This is a genomic window from Bradyrhizobium paxllaeri (assembly GCF_001693515.2).
In the GTDB taxonomy this organism is placed as follows: domain Bacteria; phylum Pseudomonadota; class Alphaproteobacteria; order Rhizobiales; family Xanthobacteraceae; genus Bradyrhizobium; species Bradyrhizobium paxllaeri.
The window spans coordinates 7330820-7352120 of sequence record NZ_CP042968.1 but is presented as its reverse complement, the minus strand read 5'-3'; the positions used below and the strand labels follow the sequence as shown (position 1 = coordinate 7352120).

Genomic DNA, 21301 nt, shown 5'->3' with positions numbered 1-21301 from the left:
TTTCACGCAAATTCGATCACCTTGTCCAGCGTGATCGGCAGGTCGCGCACGCGCTTTCCCGTCGCATGATAGACCGCGTTGGCGATTGCGGCTGCGACGCCGACGATGCCGATCTCGCCAAGGCCCTTGATGCCGAGCGGGTTGACCATCTCGTCCGGCTCGTCGACGAATATGACCTTGATGTCGTGGATGTCGGCATTCACGGGCACATGGTATTCGGCGATATTGGCGTTCATCACCCGCCCGAAGCGATGGTCGTAGAGCGTTTCCTCGTGCAGCGCCATGCCGATGCCCCAGACCACGCCGCCCATGACCTGGCTGTGCGCCGTCTTGGGGTTGAGGATGCGGCCCGCGGCGACGGCCTTGACCACGCGGGTGACGCGGATGATGCCGATCTCCTCGTCGACCTTGACCTCGGCGAAGATCGCCGAATGCACATTGCGCGCGTGAGACTTGTCTTCGGAAGGCTGGTTGGTTTCCTCGCGCGTGATGCGCTCGGCCTTGCCGGATTGCATCGCGCTCGCGATCGAGACCGCGCGGCCTGCATCCCGCTTGCTGACGATCTTGCCGTCGATCAGCGCAACGTCGTCCACACCGGCGTCCGACAGCGGTGAATCCTTCGTCGCCTTCGCAAGTTCCAGCAGGTCGCCGCGGACCGCGCGCGCCGTATTCGCGATCGCGTTGCACACGGATGATGCGATCCACGAGCCGCCTTCCACCGGACACTGCGGCAGGGTGGAATCGCCGAGCTTGACGCTGATATTGTCGATGGGAAGGCCGAGCATGTCGGCCGCTACCTGCGCCATGATCGTGTAGGTGCCGGTGCCGATATCGGAGGCGGCGGTCGCCACTTCGGCGTGGCCGTTCGCGGTCAGCACGATGCGGACCGTGGCCGGCACCTGCAGCGCTTCCCATACGCCTGATGCCATGCCCCAGCCGACCAGCTCGCTGCCGTCGCGCATCGAGCGTGGCTCTGCGTTGCGCTTTTCCCAGCCGAACTCCGCGGCGCCCCGCCGGTAGCATTCGCGCAGCTGCTTGCTGGTATAGGGAAGGTCCTCGCCCTGATGGCGGTCGGAGTAGCATTGCAGCCGCAACTGCACCGGATCGGTCTTGAGCGCGATGGCAAGTTCGTCCATCGCGCATTCCAGCGCATAGACGCCGGTCGCAGCGCCCGGCGCCCGCATGTCGCAGGACGTCGGCAGATCGAGCTTGACGAGCTTGTGCCCGAACTTGGCGTTCGGACTCTTGTAGAGCAGGTTGCCCCAGCCGGTATCATTGCGCGCGAATTCCTCGAATTGCGAGGTCACGGCGATGGCCTCGTGTTGCATGGAGTCGAGCGTGCCGCCGCTGTTTGAGGCGAGCGCCAACCGTTCGATGCTCGCCGGCCGGTAGCCGAACGCATACATCTGCGCCCTCGTCACCACGACGCGAACCGGGCGCTTGAGCGCGTTCGCTGCCAGCACGGCCAGCACGACCTGATATTGCGGACGCAGGCCCGCGCCGAAGCCGCCGCCCATATAGGGCGACATGACACGAACCGCATTGGGCTGCAGCTTGAAAACCTTGCAAAGATACTGCTGGACGTTCTGCACGCCTTGCGTCTTGTCGTAGACGGTGAGCTGGCCGTTCTCCCAGATCGCCGTCGAGGCAAACAATTCCATCGGATTGTGGTGCTCGGTCGGAATGGAGTATTCGGCCGCGTGACGGATAGCGGCGGAGGCAAATGCCTGTTCGGCATCGCCGCGCGGCTTCTCCGGCGTGTCGATGGCATACGCCCTGGCCCGCTCGGCGTGCAGGTCGGTGACGTGCGGCTCCTTCTGGTATTCGATCCTCACCTGCGAGGCGGCGACGCGCGCCGTTTCCCAATCTTCCGCCAGCACCAGTGCGACCGGCTGCCCGGCGAACTGGATCCTGTCGTCGTAGAGCGGGCGGTAGGGCGAACCCCTCTCGGGCGCGACCTCGTCCTTGTAGGCGTCATCCTTGTCGGCCATTGGCGGCCGATTGCTGTGGGTGAGCACGTCGATCACGCCGGCAATGTCCAGCGCAGCGCTGGCGTCGATGCGCACGATCCGTCCCTTCGGGATGGTCGAGTCGACGACATAGCCATGGACGAGGCCGGGAACGTTGAACTCGCCGGCATATTTGGCTTCGCCGGTAACCTTGGCTCTGCCGTCGACGCGGGACGTCGCGCTTCCGATATAGCTTGCCATGGCGCTCACCGTATTTTCTTGTCGGAGATCGATTGCGGCGTGCCTCGCGCAGCCTGACTGAGCGTCCGCACGATGGCGCGCCGTGCCAGGCCGATCTTGAAGTCGTTGTGTCCGAAACCCCTGGCGCGGCGCAGCAGGATGTTCGCGGCATTCGCAAATGTGCTCGCCTCGGCGCGCTGGCCGCGCAGAACGACTTCGGCCGCCGAACTGCGCCATGGCTTGTGCGCCACGCCGCCGAGCGCCACGCGCGCCTCCTTGATCGTGTCGCCGTCAAGCTCGAGCGCTGCCGCCACCGATACCAGCGCGAACGCATAGGACAGGCGGTCGCGGATCTTCAGGTAGGAGTAGTTGGTGCTGAAGCCTTTTGCCGGCAGCTCGATTGCCGTGATGATCTCGTCGGGCTCCAGATTGGTGTCGAGCTGCGGCGTGTTGTCGGGCAGGCGGTGAAAATCCGCAAATGCAATGGTGCGGGCTCCGGCCGGGCCTGTGACATGCACGATCGCTTCGAGCACGGCGAGCGCCACGCACATGTCGGACGGATGGGTCGCGATGCAGGATTGGCTCGTGCCGAGGATTGCATTGATGCGGTTGATGCCATCGATCGCCGAACAGCCGCTGCCCGGTTCGCGCTTGTTGCATGGCGTCGTCGCGTCGTAGAAATAGAAGCAGCGCGTCCGCTGCACGAGATTGCCGCCGGTCGACGCCATGTTGCGTAATTGCTGCGATGCGCCAGCCAGAATCGACCGCGACAGGAGCGGATAGCGCGCTTCGATCAGGGGATGGTAGGCGAGGTCGGTGTTCGGGACCAGCGCCCCGATCAGAACGCCGCCGGTCGCGGTCCCCTCCACGTTCCTGAGCGGCAGGCGCGAGATGTCGATCAGCCGGGTGGGCGTCGCGACATCGTATTTGATCAGGTCGAGCAGATTGGTGCCGCCGGCGATGAACTTCGCGGATGGATCTGCGGCGATCTGCTTGATGGCGTCGGCGACGTCGCTGGCGCGCGTGTATTGAAATGGGATCATGATCGCTCCATCGCCTGCTGGATTGCCGCCACGATGTTCGGATAGGCGCCGCAGCGGCAGATGTTGCCGCTCATCAGTTCGCGGATCTCGTCGGCCGTTTTCGCCTTGCCCTCGGCGATCAGGCCGGCGGCGGAGCAGATCTGTCCCGACGTGCAGTAGCCGCATTGAAACGCGTCGTGATCGATGAAGGCCTGTTGCAGCGGATGCAGCTCACCATTGTGTGCAAGGCCCTCGACGGTGGTCACCTCGGCGCCTTCCTTCATCACCGCCAGCGTCAGGCAGGAATTGATCCGCCGCCCGTCGACCAGCACGGTGCAGGCGCCGCACTGGCCGTGATCGCAGCCCTTCTTGGTGCCGGTCAGGTCGAGATGGTCGCGCAAAGCATCCAGCAGCGTCGTCCACGGCGCGACCGAAAGTTTTCGCTCTGCGCCGTTGACAGTCAGTGTGATCGGGATTTTCTCGGGTGCTGCGGCGATCGGTCCTTTGGGCTTCGTTGTCCCGGAATGCGTCATTTTCTTCTCCGCCTGCTTCGGTGCCAGGGGATGTCATATCCGCGCGTCAGTACGATGACCTTCACCGGCCTGTTTGTCGTGCGCAAAAAAACGGCCTGGATTTCGAGCGTACCTACAACCGGCTCAGGCGAAGAAGGTTCAAAACGACGGATGTGATATGCCGATTTGCGGATCGGGCTCGCGCCACGATGCGCGCCTGCAATGGCAACGAGATTGGATGATACAGAAGCGCCGTCGCGCTGCGCATTTTCCAGGCAGCCTGCGGCAATTCGCCCGAAGCAAGCAATGCACGCAATTGGATGAGACGCGCGCAATTAGATGAAATGTGCGATTACCGCATGTCGGCCATGCTGGCGCCGCCCCGGTGACGGCCACCGCATATCGAAGCCAAGCCGCGACAACCGATCATGGTTTAGCTTTGCCGAAAACCCATCCGGAATGCGCCCCAGTGCCGGTCGCGGATGAAGATCGGTGACGACAGGTCTTTCATCAGCACGAAATTACCGCCGCCCATGTCGCGCCGGTAGGTTTGCAACAAAAACGGTTTGGTGTTCGCCGCCACCTTCTTCACCGCGCGGTCGTTGAACAGGCGGCGGTTGCGGCAATTGGCGTTGTTCCAAACCGGATCGGGCCCCTGCGGCAGGCGATAGTTCGGATTGTGGGTCGGCAGATAGCCGCCCTTGGCCCAAGCGACGCAGAACACGATGCGCGGATCACTCTTCTGGATCGGGTCCTGAATGGAGGGGAGAATGCGGTCGGTGAAGGCGACATAGTCGGTCAGATACTGCTTCGGATCGGTGCCGGATATTTCGCGATACTTCTCGTCCATCAACTGTTCGACCGTAATTTCGCCGCGAGCGACCGCGCTTTCAAAGGCGTCGGAAATCTGCTTTGCGGTGTCGACGACGACGCGGATCAGTGGTGCATCCGAGGTTTCGACGCCGCTGTCGGCGATCAGCGCAATCAGGCCTTCGGAGGTCTCGAGCAGCTTTGCCACCCGCTCGTCCGCGTGCTTGAGATCGCGCGAGGAGAGGTCGACGCCCTTGGCGAGCTCGTTGAGCTCGGTGATGACAGTGTCGCAATGGCCGAGATTGGACGTCGCGGCCCTGGCGACGCCGTCGATCTCGTGGCCTACGGACGCGATGCCCTGGTGCACGCGCGCGATGATGCCGCTGATCTGCTCGGCGCCTTCACCAGCGCTCTTGGCGCGGCGCGAGGCGTCGCTGCTCTCGCCGATCAGGCTGCCGATCTGGCCGTCGAGATCACGCACGGTATCGGAAATCTGCTGCGTGGCCTGGCGCGTTCCCTCCGCCAGGCTCTTCACTTCGCTCGCGACCACGGCAAAGCCGCGGCCGGCGGTTCCGGCGCGCGCCGCCTCGATGGTGGCATTGAGCGCCAGGAGGTTGGTCTGCTTCGCGATCGCCTCGATCGAGCCGGAGACTTTCGCGACCTGCGACAGCGCCGAGCCGACGGCGCTGAGCCGGGCCTCGATGCGGCCGACCGCTTCGACGAGCTCGGCGATGTGGTTGACGGCTGAATCCACCGCGCTGCGCGACTGGACGATCTCCACGACGGCTGCGGACGTGGTCGATTGCACCGCCTGCGAAGCGTTGGCGATGTCGCGGTTGGCCGAGACCATCGCCTCGGCCGTCTTCTGCAAATGGTGAAACCGCTCGGACTGGTTCGCGACGCGGCTAGCGACCTCCTGGACGTTGCCGGCGATATCGGCAAGTTCCACGCCGAGCCCGCCGATGCGGTCGGCAAGCTGGTCAATGAGTCGTTCGGCCAGTGTCTGGTTGGATAGAGTGTCCAGGACTGCACGCTGCACAACGGACATATCAGAGCTTTCGCCAGTCAGGGCCGATGATAGGCCCACCGCCGCGATCGCATTCCAATTGCAAGTTTAGAATGTGATTCGCGTCTCTGTGTCTTGCCTGAGAGCGCACTAGGGCGTGATGACGCTTCTTCGAATCGCCATCACGCCCTAACTCTTTGATTTGAGCATGATCTTGTCGGAAAACCGGTACCCACTTTTCCGGATCATGCTCTAAAGCTTGTAGGCCGTGCGGAACCCGCCCCAGTGGCGGCCATTGACGCTGACGGGCACGTCGATCTCGCGCATCATCACCGTGTTACCGTTACCCATGTCGCGGGCGTAGCTCTGGATCAGATAGGCGCGCTGGTTGCGCCCTGCGGCGAGCCCGGCCGGATCGTTGAAGATGCGGCGGTTGCGGCAATTGGCAGTGTTCCAGGTGACGTCGCCCGGCCGCTGCGGGTGCGAATAGATCTTGTTGTGCACCGGCAGATAGCCGTTGGTGTCGACCATGGCGCAGAACGCCATCCGCTTGTCCTTGGCGAGGAACGCTTCCTGGAACGGCGGCAGCGCGCGGTCGGCCCAGTCCAGCATCCTGGTGCGGTATTGCACCGGGTTGCTGCCTGCGATCTCGACATAATTGGTGTCGAACAGGTCTTCCATCGAGATGGCGCCGCTGTTGACGGCGTTCTCGAAGATCTTCTTCAGCGCCGCGCCCGCTTCCATCGCGCGCGTGACGGCCTCGGTGTTGTCGTCCTGAATCGAAAACAGCTTGTCTTCGATCTTCTCGGTCAGCGCGGCATTGGTGCGCTCGAACCGCGCCTGCGTGCCGGCCTTCGCGTGCTCGCCGATGCGAATGCGGCAGGCACCGACATCCTGCAGCGTCGCATCGAAACTCTGGCCCTGTGCCAGCCTGCTGGCGTCGGGGCCGCTGACCAGGACGCCATCCATCGATATCTCGTAGACCGGCGCCGACATCACGCCGCGCGGCGTCTGGATATCGATCTTGAGGCTGCAGGGCAGCTTTTGCGGCTCGCGGCGCTCGGTGTGTCCGCCCTGACGCAGCAGCACGGCGCAGCGCGCCTTGAGCTTCTGCGCAAACGCCGTGACGGCCCGTCCGGCCTGGGCGACGCTTTCGCCATGGGCCTCGGCTTCCTTGGTCGCGGTGTCGATTTCGCCGGCGCTGTCGCCGACCGAGGCGATGAAGGAGGAGGCGGAAGACGCATTGTCGGCCATCTCGCCGGTGGTCGCGTTCTGCTCGGCGACCGCGCCGTTGACGTTCTCGAACACCGGGCGGATCGCCTCGATCGACTGCGTGATGCGATGCACGGCATCGACCGAGCCCGCGGCGTCGCGCTGCAGCGCCTCGATCTTCTTGGTGATTTCTTCCGTGGCGTTCTGGGTCTGCACCGCGAGCGCCTTCACCTCGGTGGCGACAACGGCGAAACCGCGTCCGGCTTCACCCGCGCGCGCGGCCTCGATGGTGGAATTGAGCGCCAGCAGCGTGGTTTGCCGCGCGATCTGGGCAATCAAATTGACGACATTGCCGATCGCCGCCGAGGATGCCCTGAGGCGATCGACATTGATGCTGGCTTCGCGGGCGGCCTCGCTCGCCTGGTCGGCGAGCTTGCCGGCGTCGCGCACTTGGGAGCCGATTCCCTGCGCCGACTGGGTGAACTTGTCGGCGGCGTGCGAGAAGGTCGTCGCGGTGCCCTGTGCGGCGCTGGTGCGGTTGGTCAGGGCGTCGGTGCGCTGGCGGATGGTGGAGAGGGTCGCAGCCGTCGCCTCGGCGCCGCCGGCCACCGAATTGGCCGCACGCTCGAGCTGGCGGATCATCGCGCCGAGTTCGAGCTCCAGAAGTTCGAGGATCGCTTTGGCCGAATCGCCATCGCCGGAAGCGATTTCTGCCGGGGTGGTCGTCTGGGCCTTCGTCTGGGCCTTGGGCTGGACAGCAGGTCCGACCGGTCCCGGCGCCTGCTTTTTGAACAATCCGAAGGCCATGACGTCTCTTAAAGGTTGAGGGCAGTCACGAAATCCTCTCATCCGAGCATGAAGTCATGGTTAACAACTGCCTGATATTTCGTCGCACGGCAGTACTTACATACCCGAGGGGGCCGCAAATCTTTGATTTCGGCCGATTCTGGGCCTATAAGGCCGCGCTTCAACCCCAGCATCCCTCCGGACGAATCCAAGAGACCTCGCATGGCCGGCCATTCCCAATTCAAGAACATCATGCACCGCAAGGGCCGGCAGGATGCCCAGAAGTCAAAACTGTTCGGCAAGCTGGCGCGCGAAATCACGGTCGCGGCCAAGCTTGGGACCCCGGACCCGGCCATGAATCCCCGGCTGCGCGCGGCCGTGATCGCGGCGCGCCAGGAGAACATGCCGAAGGACAATATCGAGCGCGCCATCAAGAAGGCGACCGGCGGCGAAAGCGAGAACTATGACGAAATCCGCTACGAGGGCTACGGCCCCGGCGGTGTCGCCGTGATCGTCGAGGCGCTGACCGATAACCGCAACCGCGCCGCTTCCGACATCCGCTCGTTCTTCACCAAGTCCGGCGGCAATCTCGGCGAAACCGGCTCGGTCGCCTTCATGTTCGACCGCACCGGCATCATCGAGTATGACGCGAGCGTTGCCTCCGACGACGCCATGCTGGAAGCCGCGATCGAAGCCGGCGCCGACGACGTCGCGTCCAGTGAAGGCGGCCACGAGATCTACGCCTCGCAGGAAACCTTTCGCGACGTGGCAAAAGCGCTGGAAGGGAAGTTCGGCGAAGCCCGCAAGGCGGCCCTGACCTGGAAGCCGCAGAACACGGTCGCCGTCGACGATGAGACCGGCGAGAAGCTGTTGAAGCTGATGGACCTGTTGAACGAGCACGACGACGTTCAGAACGTCTACGCCAATTTCGAGGTCTCCGACGCTCTCGTCGCCAAGATGGGCGGGTAGGGACGAACGCGCCATCGTCTGCCTCATGCTTCCGCTGTCGTCGCCCGGCTCGACCGGGCGATCCAGTATTCCAGAGGCCGTGGTGATTGAGCCGAGAGGCCGCGGCGTACTGGATCCCCGCCTATGCGGGGATGACGTGCGGAGTGACAAGCAAGCTCCAGGGCAGGGGATTTCCGTTCTCTTTATGTTTCGTTCACCCGGGTCTGGCGTTATCACTACGCCATGACACCCCCACCGATTCGCCAACCCGTCCGGATCATCGGCATCGACCCTGGCCTGCGCCGCACCGGCTGGGGCGTGATCGAGACCGAGGGCAACCGCCTCGTCTTCATCGGCTGCGGCTCGGTCGAGCCGCCGGACGATCTGCCGCTGGCCAGCCGCCTGCTCGCGATCCATGAGGGGCTGGCCACAGTCCTCGGCGATTTCCGTCCCGCCGAGGCCGCCGTCGAACAGACTTTTGTGAACAAGGACGGCGTCGCCACGCTGAAACTCGGCCAGGCGCGCGGCGTCGCCATGCTCGCGCCCGCGATGTTCGGTATTGCTGTTGCGGAATATGCGCCCAACCAGGTGAAGAAAACCGTGGTCGGCGCGGGACATGCCGACAAGAACCAGGTCGCCGTGATGCTGAAAATCCTGCTGCCGAAAGCCGAGCCAAAATCCGCCGACGCAGCGGACGCGCTGGCGATTGCGATCACGCACGCGCATCACCGCCAGGGTGCCGCGCTGCGGATGAAGGTGGCGAGCCTATGATCGGTCGATATCTATCCGAGCCGTCATGCCCGGCCTTGTGCCGGGCATCCACGTCTTTTCTCGCCAGGGTCCAAGACGTGGATGGCCGGGACATCTGCGCGAAGACGCGCTTCGCGCTTTTGCCCGGCCATGACGAACTTGGTGTGCACGTCGAATCCGGGTTTCCAAGATGATCGGTAAACTCAAGGGCCTGATCGATTCCTACGGCGAGGATTTTGTCATCCTCGACGTCGGCGGCGTCGGCTATCAGGTGCATTGCTCTTCACGCACGCTGCAGGCGCTTCCGTCACCCGGCGAGACCGCGGTGCTGTCGATCGAGACCTATGTGCGCGAGGACCAGATCAAGCTGTTCGGCTTCCGCACCGATACCGAGCGCGAATGGTTTCGCCTGCTGCAGACCGTGCAGGGCGTCGGCGCCAAGGTCGCGCTTGCGGTGCTCGGCACCTTGCCGCCGGCCGAACTCGCCAACGCGATTGCGCTGCGCGACAAGGCAGCGGTGTCGCGCACGCCGGGCGTCGGCCCGAAAGTCGCCGAGCGCATTGTCTCCGAGTTGAAGGACAAGGCGCCCGCCTTTGCAAATGTCGATCCAGCCGTGGTGCATCTTGCCGGCGCGGTCGACGATCACCGCGCACCGCGCCCGGTTACTGATGCGATCTCGGCGCTGGTCAATCTCGGCTACGGCCAGCCGCAGGCGGCGGCCGCGATTGCATCCGCTGCGCGCAGCGCGGGCGAAAATGCCGAGACCGCGCAGCTAATCCGGCTGGGTCTGAAGGAATTGGCGAAATGAGTGTTGAGGCCGTAGGGTGGGCAAAGCGAAGCGTGCCCACCATTTAATGTATTATCCGGATGGTGGGCACGGCGCGAAGCGCGCCTTTGCCTACCCTACATGTTCGCCACTGACCGACGAAGGAATGCGTTTCCGCCATGTTGAGCGAAAAGGACAAGGAACTGATCGCCGCCGCGACTGATGCGATCAGCCGGCGTTATCGCAATGACTGGCAGGAGGTCGGCGCGGCGCTGCGCACCCGCGACGGCCGCATCGTCACCGGCGTCAATATCGACGCCTATATCGGCCGGATCGCTGTCTGCGCGGAGGCGATCGCTATCGGCCGCGCCATCACCGAAACCGGCGATCACGGCATCGAGACCATCGTCGCTGTGCGTCATCCCAAACCGGACGAGCCCGGCAAGATCGCCGTGGTATCGCCATGCGGCATCTGTCGCGAGCTGATCCACGACTACGACACCAAGGCGCAGGTCATCGTTCCCGACAGTGGCCGCGAGCCGAAGGTCGTCACCATCGACGAGCTTCTGCCCAACAAGTACCGCAGGGGCAACGAGTGAACACCCCTTCCCGCATCGTCACGCCCGAGCGCCGCTCCGACGATGTCGGCGACACCGCGCTGCGTCCGCAACTGCTCGCCGAATTCGTCGGCCAGGCACAGGCGCGCAAGAACCTCTCGATCTTCATCGAGGCGGCGCGCAAGCGAGGCGAGGCGCTGGATCACGTGCTGTTCGTCGGACCGCCCGGTCTCGGCAAGACCACGCTGGCGCAGATCGTGGCTCGCGAACTCGGCGTCGGCTTCCGTGCCACGTCAGGCCCGGTCATTGCGAAGGCCGGAGACCTCGCGGCGCTGCTCACCAATCTCGAAGAGCGCGACGTGCTCTTCATCGATGAGATCCATCGCCTCAGCCCGGCGGTCGAGGAAGTGCTTTATCCCGCGATGGAGGATTTTCAGCTCGACCTTATCATCGGCGAGGGACCTGCGGCCCGTTCGGTGAAGATCGATCTGGCAAAGTTCACGCTCGTCGGCGCCACCACGCGAGCGGGGCTGTTGACCAACCCGCTGCGCGACCGTTTCGGCATTCCGATCCGCCTGAATTTCTACACCGAGGAAGAGCTGGAGAAGATCGTCAGCCGCGGCGCCCGCGTGCTCAACATCGGCATGACTCCTGATGGTGCCAACGAGATCGCGCGCCGCGCCCGCGGCACGCCGCGTATCGCCGGCCGCCTCCTGCGCCGCGTACGCGACTTTGCTTCCGCGGCCGATGCCAGCTCCGTCGACCGCGCCATCGCCGACCACGCGCTGAGTGCGCTCGAAGTCGATGCCGCCGGCCTCGACGCCATGGACCGCCGCTATCTCACGACGATCGCCATGAACTACGGCGGCGGCCCGGTCGGCGTCGAAACCATGGCAGCGGCACTGTCGGAGCCGCGCGACGCCATCGAGGACATCATCGAGCCGTACCTGATCCAGTGCGGTTACCTGCAGCGCACCCCGCGCGGCCGGCTGCTCACCTCGCACGCCTTCCGCCATCTCGGCCTCGCGGAACCCGCGCGCGACCCGGCGCAGTTCGGCCTGTTCGGCAACGGCGACAGCGACGATTGAACGCTTCGAACCCGATCATTCCGGCGATGCACTAAGGGCAAAGCAGCCGGCGCTTGAGCGCCCGGCTGGCTTGCCGTGGAGTGCGGATACCGATGGGTTCGACCGAAGACGCTGACATGATGGCCCTGATCACGGCGGCGCCGGAACTGGCGACGCCTGATGATACCGAGGCCTTCCTCGATGCCGTGCCGATACCGGAACTGGCCTCGATGTGGGGCGCACTGCAGCGCCTGAGCCGTCGCGACCAGACCGGTGCCGCCTGGGCGGCGATCCTCTATTTCGACCATCTGCCACACAAGCGGCCGGACCGCGCGTTCGACCTCGCGCTCGAAGTGCTGCGATCCGAGAAAGACAAGCCGACCGTCATGCAGCTCAACGACAAGTTCATGCAGTCGCTGCTCTATGCGCATGGCGTCGCCGTGATCGAGCGGATCGAAGTGGAGGCGAAGCAGAATGCTGCGCTACGCTGGCTGCTGGGCGGAATTCACTTCGGACCCGATGAACCGTTCAAGCGCCGCATCGAGGCGATTGCCGACAGCAAGGGCTGGCGCGCCGACGATCGCGCGCGCCGCACGCCAAAACGTCCGCTCGATTGCGAGGCGATGTCGGTGGCCGAGCTGGCGCGCGCCTGGGTCGAGCAGTATTCGAAATCCGAGCGCGACCGCGACGACAACTTCTTCGCGATGATGGACTATGAGCGCGATCTGCGGGAGGAGTACCCCGATCAGGCGATAGACCTCATCGTCGAGATCCTTAAGATCGAGACCAATCCGGTGCTGCTGTCGCTGCTCGCCGCTGGCCCGCTCGAGGACGTCATCAGCATGGAGACCATCGACCGTATCGAGCGCGAAGCTTCCGTCAACAAGCGTTTTCACGATCTGCTCGGTGGCGTCTGGTATTGCCGGGCGCCGGATGAATTGAAGGCACGGCTGGATGCCCTGGTCGGGCAGAACCGCTGGTGAGAAGCTGCTGGAGCTCTGCTGACGTTCTGCACAAACGGACCCCAATTCGGGCTCAATCCGCCACCATGTTGGCGGTGCATCACGAATGGATCACATGTTAACACGCCGTCATTTTCTAAAGGGCATGGGTGGATTGGGCGCGCTGAGCGTCTCCACCACCGCTTACGGATTCAGCGCGCCGATCGTCCGGCTTCGCGTCACCAGGTACAACATCTCGCCGCCGCAATGGCCGGCCGGACTCAAGCTCAAGATCGCGGCCATCGCCGACCTCCACGCCTGCGATCCATGGATGTCGCTTGATCATATCAAGGAGATCGTCGAACGCACCAATGCGCTCAAACCTGACATGGTCGTCATGCTCGGCGACTACGTGACCGGACATCGCAAGGTGACGCGCATCATCCCCGATGCCGAATGGGCGGGTGTGCTGGGTGGCCTGAAGGCGCCGCTCGGCGTGCATGCGGTGCTCGGCAATCACGACTGGTGGGAAGACAAGACCGTGCAGCGCGAAGGGCAGGGGCTGCCGTCTGCGGGCCGCGCGCTGGAGAACGTCGGCATTCCCGTTTACGAAAACGACGCGAAGAAGCTCAGCAAGAATGGTCACGCGTTCTGGCTGGCCGGCCTCGGCGACCAGCTCGCCTACATGCCGGCGCGCCGCTTCCGGCCGCTCAGGCGCATCGGTGTCGACGATCTCGGCGCGACGCTGGCGAAGATCACCGACGATGCGCCCGTGGTTCTGATGGCGCACGAGCCCGACATCGCCCGGCGCGTACCCTCACGCGTCGCGCTGCAGCTCTCCGGCCATACCCATGGCGGCCAGGTGCGGGTGCTCGGCTGGTCGCCGATCTCGCCGTCCGGACAGCAGCTCGCCTATGGCCACATCAAGATGAACTGCGACGTCGTCGTCTCCGGCGGCCTCGGCTGCAGCATCATGCCGTTCCGCCTCGGCGTGCCACCGGAAATCGTGCTGGTGACGCTCGGCACAGCAAGGCCGGCGGTGGCGTAAGGCGCCAGCGCTTGCGCGCGGCTCCGATTTGCGCAAAGCAGGGGTTTCCAGCGCGATCAGGAACCGCAAGTGACATCACCCATTCTCGACGGCGAGATCCGCGACGGCCGCCATCACATGCAGGTCCGTGTCTATTACGAGGACACCGATTTCTCCGGTATCGTCTATCACGCCAATTATCTGCGCTTCATGGAGCGCGGGCGCACCAATCATCTGCGGCTGATGGGCGCCTCGCAGCACGCACTGTTCGAGCAGGCCGAGATGGAGACGCCGGGCTTTGCCTTCGTGGTGCGCTCGATGGAGCTCGATTTTCTGCGGCCGGCGCGGATGGACGACGTGCTCGACGTGGTGACATGGCCGGTCGCGGTGAAGGGCGCTTCCATCACGCTGGCGCAGGAGGTGAAGCGCGGCGACGAGGTGCTGGTCAAGGCCGAGGTGCGCGTTGCCTTCATCAGCGAGGGGCGCGCAAAGCCGATCCCGAAATCGCTGCGGCTGCTGATGAAGGCCGATGTGGCGGAATAATTCTCCCGGTTGACTCTCTGTACCGATCGGTACAATCTCTCCGCATCGCCACTCCGGAGAAACCTCATGTCGCGTCCGCCGCTGCCGCCCTTCACCCGCGAAACCGCCGCGCAAAAGGCGCGCATGGCCGAGGACGCCTGGAATTCACGCGATCCCGTGCGGGTGTCGCTGGCCTATACCGAGGACAGCCGCTGGCGTAACCGCTCCGAATTCTTTGAAGGCCGCGAGGCGATCGTCGCATTCCTCACCCGCAAATGGGCCAAGGAGCATGACTATCGCCTGATCAAGGATCTCTGGGCGTTCGACCAGAACCGCATCGCCGTGCGCTTCCAGTACGAATGGCACGACGATGCCGGGCAGTGGCACCGCTCCTACGGCAATGAGCAATGGGAATTCGACGAGCACGGCCTGATGCGGCGGCGCGAGGCCAGCATCAACGATATCGCGATCAAGGAGAGCGAGCGCCGCTTCCACTGGCCGGCCCCGGGCCCGCGGCCGGCCGATGTCGCGGGACTGAGCGAAAACCCGCTATGACCAGATGTTGAAGAGGGGCGTCGAGCGCGGAGAGGTGCTGCGCGCGCTCGGCGAGGTGTTTCGCGCCCACGGCTATGAAGGGGCCTCGCTGACGCTGATCACGGAGGCCACCGGGCTCGGCAAGGGCAGCCTCTATCACCTGTTCCCCGGCGGCAAGGAGCAGATGGCCGCCGAGGTGCTGGCCGAAATCGACGGCTGGTTCGAGATCAATATCTATGCGCCCTTGCGTGAAGCCGATGATCCGCCGCGCGCGATCGCCGCGATGATCGCGGGCGTCGACCAGTACTTTCATTCCGGCGACCGCGTCTGCCTGGTCGGCATGGTCGCGCTCGGCTCGGCGCGCGATGCTTTTGCCGAGGCGGTCGATGGCTATTTTGCGCGCTGGCAGGTGGCGTTGGTGTCGCTGTTGCGGCGGTCCGGGTTGAGCAAGAGCCAGGCGCAGCGGCGCGCGGAAGATGCGCTGCTCACCATTCAGGGCGCGCTGGTGCTGGCGCGGGCGCGGGACGACGCGGGGATATTTCGACGGGCGTTGAGCGATCTGACGAAGCGGCTGCTGGCGCCGCCGGAGTGACGGCTGAATGCGATTCTCTATCCACGTCGTCCCTGCGAAAGCAGGGACCCATACGCCGCGGCCTTTCGAGTTGTTCACGGTGAGCAACGATTGCCCTAATGAAACGCCGGTGGTTATGGGTCCCCGCGTTCGCGGGGACGACGTGTGGAGAGACTAACGCCTTACGCCGCGGCCTTATGCCGTGCGAGTTCGGCCTTGTAGAGCTCGAACTCCTCGGCGGTTGCCTTAGCAATGCTCGGGCGGGCGCGCAGCCGCTCGTAATAGGCCTTCACGTTAGGCCATTTCGCCAGTTCGACCGGCGGCGTCGCCATCGTCCAGTTGATGATGGTGACGAGATAGGCGTCCGCCACGCTGAAGTGATCGAGCAGGAACTCGCGGCCCTTCAGGTAGTTCTCGAGATAGTCGAGCCGCGACAGGTTCTTGGTGAGCGCATAGGTCTTTGCATCCTGCGGCGCCGTCTTGTCGAGCAGCGGCACGAACAGCGCCTTGTGCAGTTCGGTGCCGATGAAACAGAGCCATTGATGCAGGCGGCTGCGCTCCTCGGTGGAATTGGCCGAGAGGCCGGCGGTTGGAAAACGATCAGCGACATATTGCAGGATCGCCGCGTTCTCCGTCAGCACCGTCCCGTCGTCGGTGCGCAGCGTCGGCACCAGCCCGAGCGGGTTGACGGCGCGAAAGTCCGAGCCGTCCTTCTGCACGACTTTGCTCTTGGGATCGACCTCGAGATAGTTGGCCTCGGCGCCGGCTTCATACAGCGCGATCCTGGTCGCCAGCGAGCAGGCGAGCGGCGAGAAATAGAGATCCATGGGTTTGCCTCCTTGGCGGTTGATCAATCGGGCCGCGACCCTAGGGCAGGCAGGATTGATTTTTATACTGTTCCGCATAATATAAATCCGGTCAAGGAATTTCTTGCGAGATGGTACAAAAAAGTAAGTCCCCGGTCCCCCGGATCGATTCCCCCGCGCCGCCCAAGCGCCGCGGCCGTCCGCGCGCCTACGAGCCGGATGTCGCGCTCGGCAAGGCGCTCGATTTGTTTCGCAAGGACGGCTTTGCAGCGACGTCGCTCGACGATCTCTCCGCCGCCACCGGCATGAACCGGCCGAGCCTCTATGGCGCGTTCGGCGACAAGCGCGAACTCTTTATCAAGAGCTACCGGCGCTATCGCGAAGATGCGCGGGTCGCGATGGGCACCGTCTTCAGGGACGAGCTGCCGATCCGAAAGCGGCTGGAGCGCATCTATGCGGTGGCGCTCGACATCTATCTGTCAGGCGAATCCGGCCCGCGCGGCTGCTTCACGGTAATGACCGCGGCGTCCGAGGCGGTGCATGACCCCGATATCCGCGCCATGGTGCTGGAAGGCTTTACCGAACTCGACAAGGCTTTTGCGGCCTGCTTCCGCCTCGCCAAGGAGAAGGGCGAATTGCCTGAGGGCGCCGACCCCGCGGTGCTGGCGCAAATCGCTTCCGCCACCATCCATACCATCGCCATCCGCGCCCGCGCGCGAACCCCGCGCAAGGAGCTCGAAGCGCTCGTCAATGGCGCGATCAGCGTGATGGTCGGGGTGGCGAAATAACTTGCCTGTCGTGCCTGCGAAAGCAGGTATGCATAACCATGGAGTTCGTCATTGCGAGGAGCCAACGGGTCGCGCAAATGCGCGCCCGATGACAGGCTCCGCGACGAAGCAATCCATTATCTGTCTCCGCGTGGAGAGGTGGATTGCTTCGCTTCGCTCGCAATGACGGAGGCTAATACCCTCGTCCGCGGTCCACCACATTCTCCAGCGCGCCGCCCGCTTCAAACCGCGCGATCTGCTGCGCGACATATTTCGATATCTCGTCGGGATCGGTGTCGGCGGCGTTGTGCGGCGTCAGCACCACTTTGGGGTGGGTCCAGAACCGGCTGTCCGCGGGCAACGGCTCGGTGGCGTAGACGTCGAGCGAGGCGCCACTGAGCGTGCCGTCGTCGAGGGATTGCAGGATGTCTTCCTCGTTCTGCAGGCCGCCACGCCCGGCGTTGATCACGACCGGCGCGCCGAGCGGGCTCGTTCGGTTCAGTTTCCTGAAAACGTCGTGATTGAGGATGTGTCGCGTCTCCGGCGTCAGCGGCAGCAGGCAGACCAGGATGTCGGTCCGCCGCAGGAACGCGTCGATCTGTGTTTCGCCATGAAAGCAATCGACGCCGTCGATGGCCTTGGGGCTTCGGCTCCAGCCGCAGACGCGAAAGCCGAGGCGCCGCAGCACGTCGGCTGCGTCGGCGCCGAGCGTCCCCAGTCCCATGATGCCGACGGTAACAGCCCCCGCCGCCCATTGCGATTTCGGCGCCCAGCGCTTTTCACGCTGCGACTCCCGCAAATAGAGTTCCTGCCGGTGGTGCATCAACACATGGAGCACGACATATTCGGTCATCCGCGCGGTGAGGTCGGTGACGGCGACGCGCACCAGCGGCACGTCGGGCAGCGAACGATCGGCCATCAGCGCATCGACGCCGGCGCCGAGATTGAAGATGACCCGGAGATTGGGGAAGGCGGCGAGTTCGCCCGGCTGCGGCTTCCACACCGCGGCGTAATGCACGTCGGCCGGATTGAACGACGTATTGGGCAGCAGCAGCACGGGCCGCCCCGCGCAAACCTCGTCGAACCGATTCTTCCAACGTTGCGGCGACCAGTTTTCGGTCCCGCCATGCACCAGCAGCGCGAGCGCACCCTTCGTCATTGCCATTCCTTTCGCCTCGCCATCCGGCGTGACCCGTCTCACATCGCGGATCGAACCGCTTCTCTAGCCTCCTTTCATCCGGCAAGGGAGGCTTCAGTTGCGCCAATTGATCCTGATCGCTGCCCAAAATGGCGTCTCCTGATGATACAGGGCCGCATCATCGCGGTGGTAGTGGCCTCGCTGGCGCTTTGCTGGCGGAACCATCAGCGCGGTGTCACCGTCACCCGGCTTGAGGCCTTCAGAACGAAGATGAAGATTCTGTTTCTGGTCCTCGCCGTGTGCAGCCTTTGTTCCAAGGCGATCGTCCACACCTACCGGCATTTCAATCCGCCGCCGCCTCCGATCATCGGTCCCTGACGGGCGACGGAAACATCTCAAAATTTCTTCGACGCCCCTGTCGGCTCCGGGCATAATCGTTCGTCATCATGACGAACGGAGATGCTTTGCCGCCATGCTTTACGCCATCCTCTGCTATCACGACGAAGACCATGTCGGTTCCTGGACCAAGGAACAGGACGCTGCGGTCATGACGAAGCTTGCCGTCGTACAGGAAAAACTGACCAAGCAGGGCCGGCTCGGCCCGGTCGCCCGACTGCTGCCGACCACGGCGGCGACCACGCTGCGCAAGGACGATCCGCCGCTGGTGCTCGACGGGCCCTATGCCGAAACCAAGGAGCAGTTGCTCGGCTTCTATGTCGTCGACTGCAAGAACCTCGACGAGGCGCTCGAGGTCGCCCGCGATCTCGGCGCGGCCAATCCCGGCGGCGCCTATGAGATCCGCCCCGTCGGCGTGTTCCGGCCGGGGAGCGTACAGTCGTGACCGATACCGCCTGGATCGATGCCGCGCTGACTTCGGCTCGCCCCCAGGCGGTCGGTGCGTTGCTGCGTTACTTCCGCAATCTCGATACCGCCGAGGAGGCGTTCCAGAACGCCTGCCTGCGGGCGCTGAAGAGCTGGCCGCAGAACGGCCCGCCGCGCGATCCCGCGGCGTGGCTGATCATGGTCGGGCGCAATGTTGCGATCGACGACATCAGGCGAACCAGCAAGCAGCAGGCGCTGCCCGAGGACGAGGCGATCTCCGATCTCGACGACGCCGAGGAACAGCTCGCCGAGCGGCTCGACGGCTCGCACTACCGCGACGACATTCTGCGGCTGCTGTTCATCTGCTGCCATCCGGACCTGCCGGCGACGCAGCAGATTGCGCTCGCGCTGCGGATCGTCTCAGGGCTCACGGTCAAGCAGATCGCGCGCGCCTTCCTGGTTTCGGAAGCCGCCATGGAGCAGCGCATTACCCGGGCGAAGGCGCGCGTCGCCGATGCCGATGTGCCGTTCGAAACACCGGGCGCGGTGGAGCGCTCCGAACGTCTCGTCTCCGTCGCCGCCATGATCTATCTGATCTTCAACGAGGGCTATTCGGCCTCCGGCGACACCGCCGAAATTCGCTCGCCGCTGTGCGAGGAAGCCATTCGCCTGGCGCGGCTGTTGCTGCGCCTGTTCCAGAGCGAGCCGGAGATCATGGGGCTGACCGCGCTATTGCTGCTGCAGCATGCGCGCGCAGCAGCTCGGTTCGACGCCGACGGCGCGGTGATTTTGCTCGACGATCAGGACCGCTCGCTCTGGAACAAGTCTCTCATCGCCGAGGGACTGGCGCTGATCGACAAGGCGATGCGCCATCGCCGCAGCGGTCCCTATCAGGTGCAGGCCGCGATCGCGGCGCTGCATGCCCGCGCCGACAAGCCCGAGGATACCGACTGGACCCAGATCGATTTGCTCTATGGCGCGCTCGAGATCATGCAGCCGTCGCCGGTGGTGACGCTGAACCGCGCGGTCGCGGTGTCCAAGGTGAAAGGACCGGAAGCCGCGCTCGACATGATCGAGCCGTTGGCGCAGCGCCTCTCGAACTATTTTCATTACTTCGGCGTGCGCGGCGCCTTCCTGATGCAGCTCGGCCGCAACGACGAAGCCCGCACGGCCTTTGACCGCGCCATTGCGCTCGCCAACACCTCGGCCGAGGCCGCCCACATCCGCATGCACCTCGACCGCCTGCAGCGCGACAGCCAGCCCCGCGGCAAGAAGGCGGGGAGGTAGGTCATCTTGTCCGCTTGCGCGCGCTCGGTCTGAGCTCGCGGCCGCGGTGACAAGCACAGATGCACTCCTAAAACCAGACATGCGGGGCGAGCACTGCTGCAGAGATGTCGGAGCGGCACTCGATCCATAGCGAGGGCTGCTCTTTTCTGGTAAGTACACAAGCGCCGGAACACTCCGGCATCTCCTTCGACGATCAGCAGCGGCGCGTCGGGCTCCCCATGATCACTTCGATGAAAATTGAATTCTTTTCCGGATTCCTGATCGGCTTCGTGACTGGCGTGCTGCTCTGCGCTGGATCGCGGCGACCACCTGCGAAAGCGGATCATGTCGTATCGGCAAGAAGGAGCGCCCGGTGACCCGAAGGATCAAATGGTGGGGCGTGATCGGCGTCGCGGTGTTCATCATAGGCGCGCTGATCGTGATCCATTACTCACTGAGGATCGCCGCCTGATGGGGACGCTCACTAAAAAATAGCGAGGCAGGGCGGGCCCAGGATGTTCGTGTCGTAGACAGACGGCGACGATCGCAAGCATCACGTTTTTAGGAAAGATGTTCGACGAGCAAGGGAGCCCCCAAATGTACACCAACATTCTCTTGAGCACGGATGGATCGGATGTCGCGCGAAAAGGCGTTAAGCACGGGATTGCTTTAGCAAAGGCCTTGAATGCTAAAGTGACGGTCATCACCGTGACGGAACCTCTCCTGGTCGAGTTTGGGACCGGGCATGCGGGATGGATTCCTCCGCAGGAAATGTTTGATAGCTTTGAGGCAGCCAGCAAGGAACGTGTGGGCAAGATTCTGGATGAAGTTCGAGCGATGGCGGAGCAGATCGGGATATCTGTAGACCTCTTGCATGTTCCGGATGCGCACCCAGCCACTGCGATTATCGAAACAGCAAAGTCCAGAGGCTGCGACTTGATCGTCATGGCCTCTCATGGGCGTCGCGGCCTCAGGAAGCTATTCTTGGGGAGTCAAACATCGGAGGTCCTGGTGGACGGAAGCGTGCCGGTGTTGGTGGTGCACTAGAGCATGATCCGGAAAAGTGTGTAGCGGTTTTCCGAAAAGATCATGCTCAAACAAAAAGATAAAGCGGGATGACGATTCGAAGAAAAGTCATCCCGCTTTAGCGGACATAAATGATGGTGCGGGCTTGGTGACTGTGTGGCGGGTGGTTCATCCGGCGCTACGCGCTCTTATCCTCTCCTGGAGGGGTGATGCACACCGCGAGCAATGGTCTGTCATGCCGGACAAGCCCGGCATG

Annotated in this window: 22 protein-coding genes; 15 read left to right on the top strand and 7 right to left on the bottom strand. The window is 63.9% G+C overall.

The window, feature by feature from the left end; all coding sequences use genetic code 11:
* Positions 1-2: 2 nt before the first annotated feature.
* The 5 genes from LMTR21_RS35190 to LMTR21_RS35170 all read right to left on the bottom strand — a co-directional run bounded on the left by LMTR21_RS35190 (position 3) and on the right by LMTR21_RS35170 (position 7558).
* Positions 3-2210: a xanthine dehydrogenase family protein molybdopterin-binding subunit gene (locus LMTR21_RS35190; RefSeq protein WP_065752086.1), complete on the bottom strand. Its 2208-nt coding sequence runs from the start codon at positions 2208-2210 to the stop codon at positions 3-5.
* A 5-nt stretch (positions 2211-2215) separates the two neighbouring features.
* Positions 2216-3232, bottom strand: coding sequence for an FAD binding domain-containing protein (locus tag LMTR21_RS35185; RefSeq protein WP_065752085.1), 1017 nt, complete (start codon positions 3230-3232; stop codon positions 2216-2218).
* A complete protein-coding gene (locus LMTR21_RS35180; protein ID WP_065752084.1) occupies positions 3229-3744 on the bottom strand; it encodes a (2Fe-2S)-binding protein in 516 nt (171 codons plus the stop codon). Before LMTR21_RS35180 ends, LMTR21_RS35185 begins: the two co-directional genes overlap by 4 nt.
* 412 nt (positions 3745-4156) lie before the next feature.
* Positions 4157-5581: a methyl-accepting chemotaxis protein gene (locus LMTR21_RS35175; protein WP_065752083.1), complete on the bottom strand. Its 1425-nt coding sequence runs from the start codon at positions 5579-5581 to the stop codon at positions 4157-4159.
* 210 nt (positions 5582-5791) lie between these two features.
* Positions 5792-7558 (bottom strand): methyl-accepting chemotaxis protein, encoded by a 1767-nt coding sequence (locus LMTR21_RS35170; protein WP_065752082.1) that lies wholly within the window; start codon positions 7556-7558, stop codon positions 5792-5794.
* Positions 7559-7759: 201 nt separating this feature from the next.
* Here LMTR21_RS35170 and LMTR21_RS35165 point away from each other — a divergent pair, with 201 nt between their 5' ends.
* The 10 genes from LMTR21_RS35165 (at position 7760) to LMTR21_RS35120 (ending at position 15241) form a co-directional block, all read left to right on the top strand.
* Entirely contained in the window at positions 7760-8506 is a 747-nt protein-coding gene (locus LMTR21_RS35165; RefSeq protein WP_065752081.1) for a YebC/PmpR family DNA-binding transcriptional regulator, read from the top strand.
* A 222-nt stretch (positions 8507-8728) separates the two neighbouring features.
* The gene (ruvC, locus tag LMTR21_RS35160) at positions 8729-9256 is read left to right on the top strand and encodes a crossover junction endodeoxyribonuclease RuvC (protein ID WP_065752080.1); all 528 of its coding nucleotides are present in this window, start codon (positions 8729-8731) and stop codon (positions 9254-9256) included.
* Between the two features lie 169 nt (positions 9257-9425).
* The gene (gene ruvA, locus LMTR21_RS35155) at positions 9426-10043 is read left to right on the top strand and encodes a Holliday junction branch migration protein RuvA (protein WP_065752079.1); all 618 of its coding nucleotides are present in this window, start codon (positions 9426-9428) and stop codon (positions 10041-10043) included.
* 137 nt (positions 10044-10180) lie between these two features.
* Positions 10181-10600, top strand: coding sequence for a cytidine deaminase (locus LMTR21_RS35150; protein WP_065752078.1), 420 nt, complete (start codon positions 10181-10183; stop codon positions 10598-10600).
* Positions 10597-11646, top strand: a complete 1050-nt coding sequence (gene ruvB / locus LMTR21_RS35145; RefSeq protein ID WP_065752077.1) for a Holliday junction branch migration DNA helicase RuvB — start codon at positions 10597-10599, stop codon at positions 11644-11646. The genes LMTR21_RS35150 and ruvB overlap by 4 nt, the downstream gene beginning before the upstream one ends.
* Positions 11647-11738: 92 nt before the next feature.
* The gene (locus LMTR21_RS35140; protein ID WP_065752076.1) at positions 11739-12608 is read left to right on the top strand and encodes a DUF6869 domain-containing protein; all 870 of its coding nucleotides are present in this window, start codon (positions 11739-11741) and stop codon (positions 12606-12608) included.
* Positions 12609-12702: 94 nt separating this feature from the next.
* On the top strand, positions 12703-13614 hold the full coding sequence (locus LMTR21_RS35135; protein ID WP_065752283.1) for a metallophosphoesterase: 912 nt from the start codon (positions 12703-12705) through the stop codon (positions 13612-13614).
* 69 nt (positions 13615-13683) lie between these two features.
* Positions 13684-14136 carry a tol-pal system-associated acyl-CoA thioesterase gene (ybgC, locus tag LMTR21_RS35130; protein WP_246174829.1) on the top strand — a complete coding sequence of 151 codons (453 nt, stop codon included), beginning with the start codon at positions 13684-13686 and terminating at the stop codon, positions 14134-14136.
* A 66-nt stretch (positions 14137-14202) separates the two neighbouring features.
* Complete coding sequence (locus LMTR21_RS35125) at positions 14203-14670, top strand: nuclear transport factor 2 family protein (protein WP_065752075.1); 468 nt, start codon at positions 14203-14205, stop codon at positions 14668-14670.
* A 4-nt stretch (positions 14671-14674) separates the two neighbouring features.
* Entirely contained in the window at positions 14675-15241 is a 567-nt protein-coding gene (locus LMTR21_RS35120) for a TetR/AcrR family transcriptional regulator (RefSeq protein WP_065752074.1), read from the top strand.
* Positions 15242-15402: 161 nt separating this feature from the next.
* Here the strand turns inward: LMTR21_RS35120 and LMTR21_RS35115 are convergent, their stop codons facing one another.
* Entirely contained in the window at positions 15403-16047 is a 645-nt protein-coding gene (locus tag LMTR21_RS35115; RefSeq protein ID WP_065752073.1) for a glutathione binding-like protein, read from the bottom strand.
* 110 nt (positions 16048-16157) lie between these two features.
* Between LMTR21_RS35115 and LMTR21_RS35110 the strand changes: the two genes are divergently transcribed.
* On the top strand, positions 16158-16814 hold the full coding sequence (locus LMTR21_RS35110; protein ID WP_065752072.1) for a TetR/AcrR family transcriptional regulator: 657 nt from the start codon (positions 16158-16160) through the stop codon (positions 16812-16814).
* A gap of 172 nt (positions 16815-16986) precedes the next feature.
* Here the strand turns inward: LMTR21_RS35110 and LMTR21_RS35105 are convergent, their stop codons facing one another.
* Positions 16987-17952 (bottom strand): 2-hydroxyacid dehydrogenase, encoded by a 966-nt coding sequence (locus tag LMTR21_RS35105; RefSeq protein ID WP_065752071.1) that lies wholly within the window; start codon positions 17950-17952, stop codon positions 16987-16989.
* Between the two features lie 141 nt (positions 17953-18093).
* On the opposite strand from LMTR21_RS35105, the gene LMTR21_RS35100 reads away from it, so the two are divergent.
* The 4 genes from LMTR21_RS35100 (at position 18094) to LMTR21_RS35085 (ending at position 21066) form a co-directional block, all read left to right on the top strand.
* Positions 18094-18309, top strand: coding sequence for a hypothetical protein (locus LMTR21_RS35100; protein WP_065752070.1), 216 nt, complete (start codon positions 18094-18096; stop codon positions 18307-18309).
* Positions 18310-18403: 94 nt separating this feature from the next.
* Positions 18404-18772, top strand: a complete 369-nt coding sequence (locus LMTR21_RS35095) for a YciI family protein (RefSeq protein WP_065752069.1) — start codon at positions 18404-18406, stop codon at positions 18770-18772.
* Entirely contained in the window at positions 18769-20040 is a 1272-nt protein-coding gene (locus LMTR21_RS35090) for an RNA polymerase sigma factor (RefSeq protein ID WP_065752068.1), read from the top strand. Before LMTR21_RS35095 ends, LMTR21_RS35090 begins: the two co-directional genes overlap by 4 nt.
* 576 nt (positions 20041-20616) lie before the next feature.
* Positions 20617-21066: a universal stress protein gene (locus LMTR21_RS35085; protein ID WP_065752281.1), complete on the top strand. Its 450-nt coding sequence runs from the start codon at positions 20617-20619 to the stop codon at positions 21064-21066.
* Positions 21067-21301 lie beyond the last annotated feature (235 nt).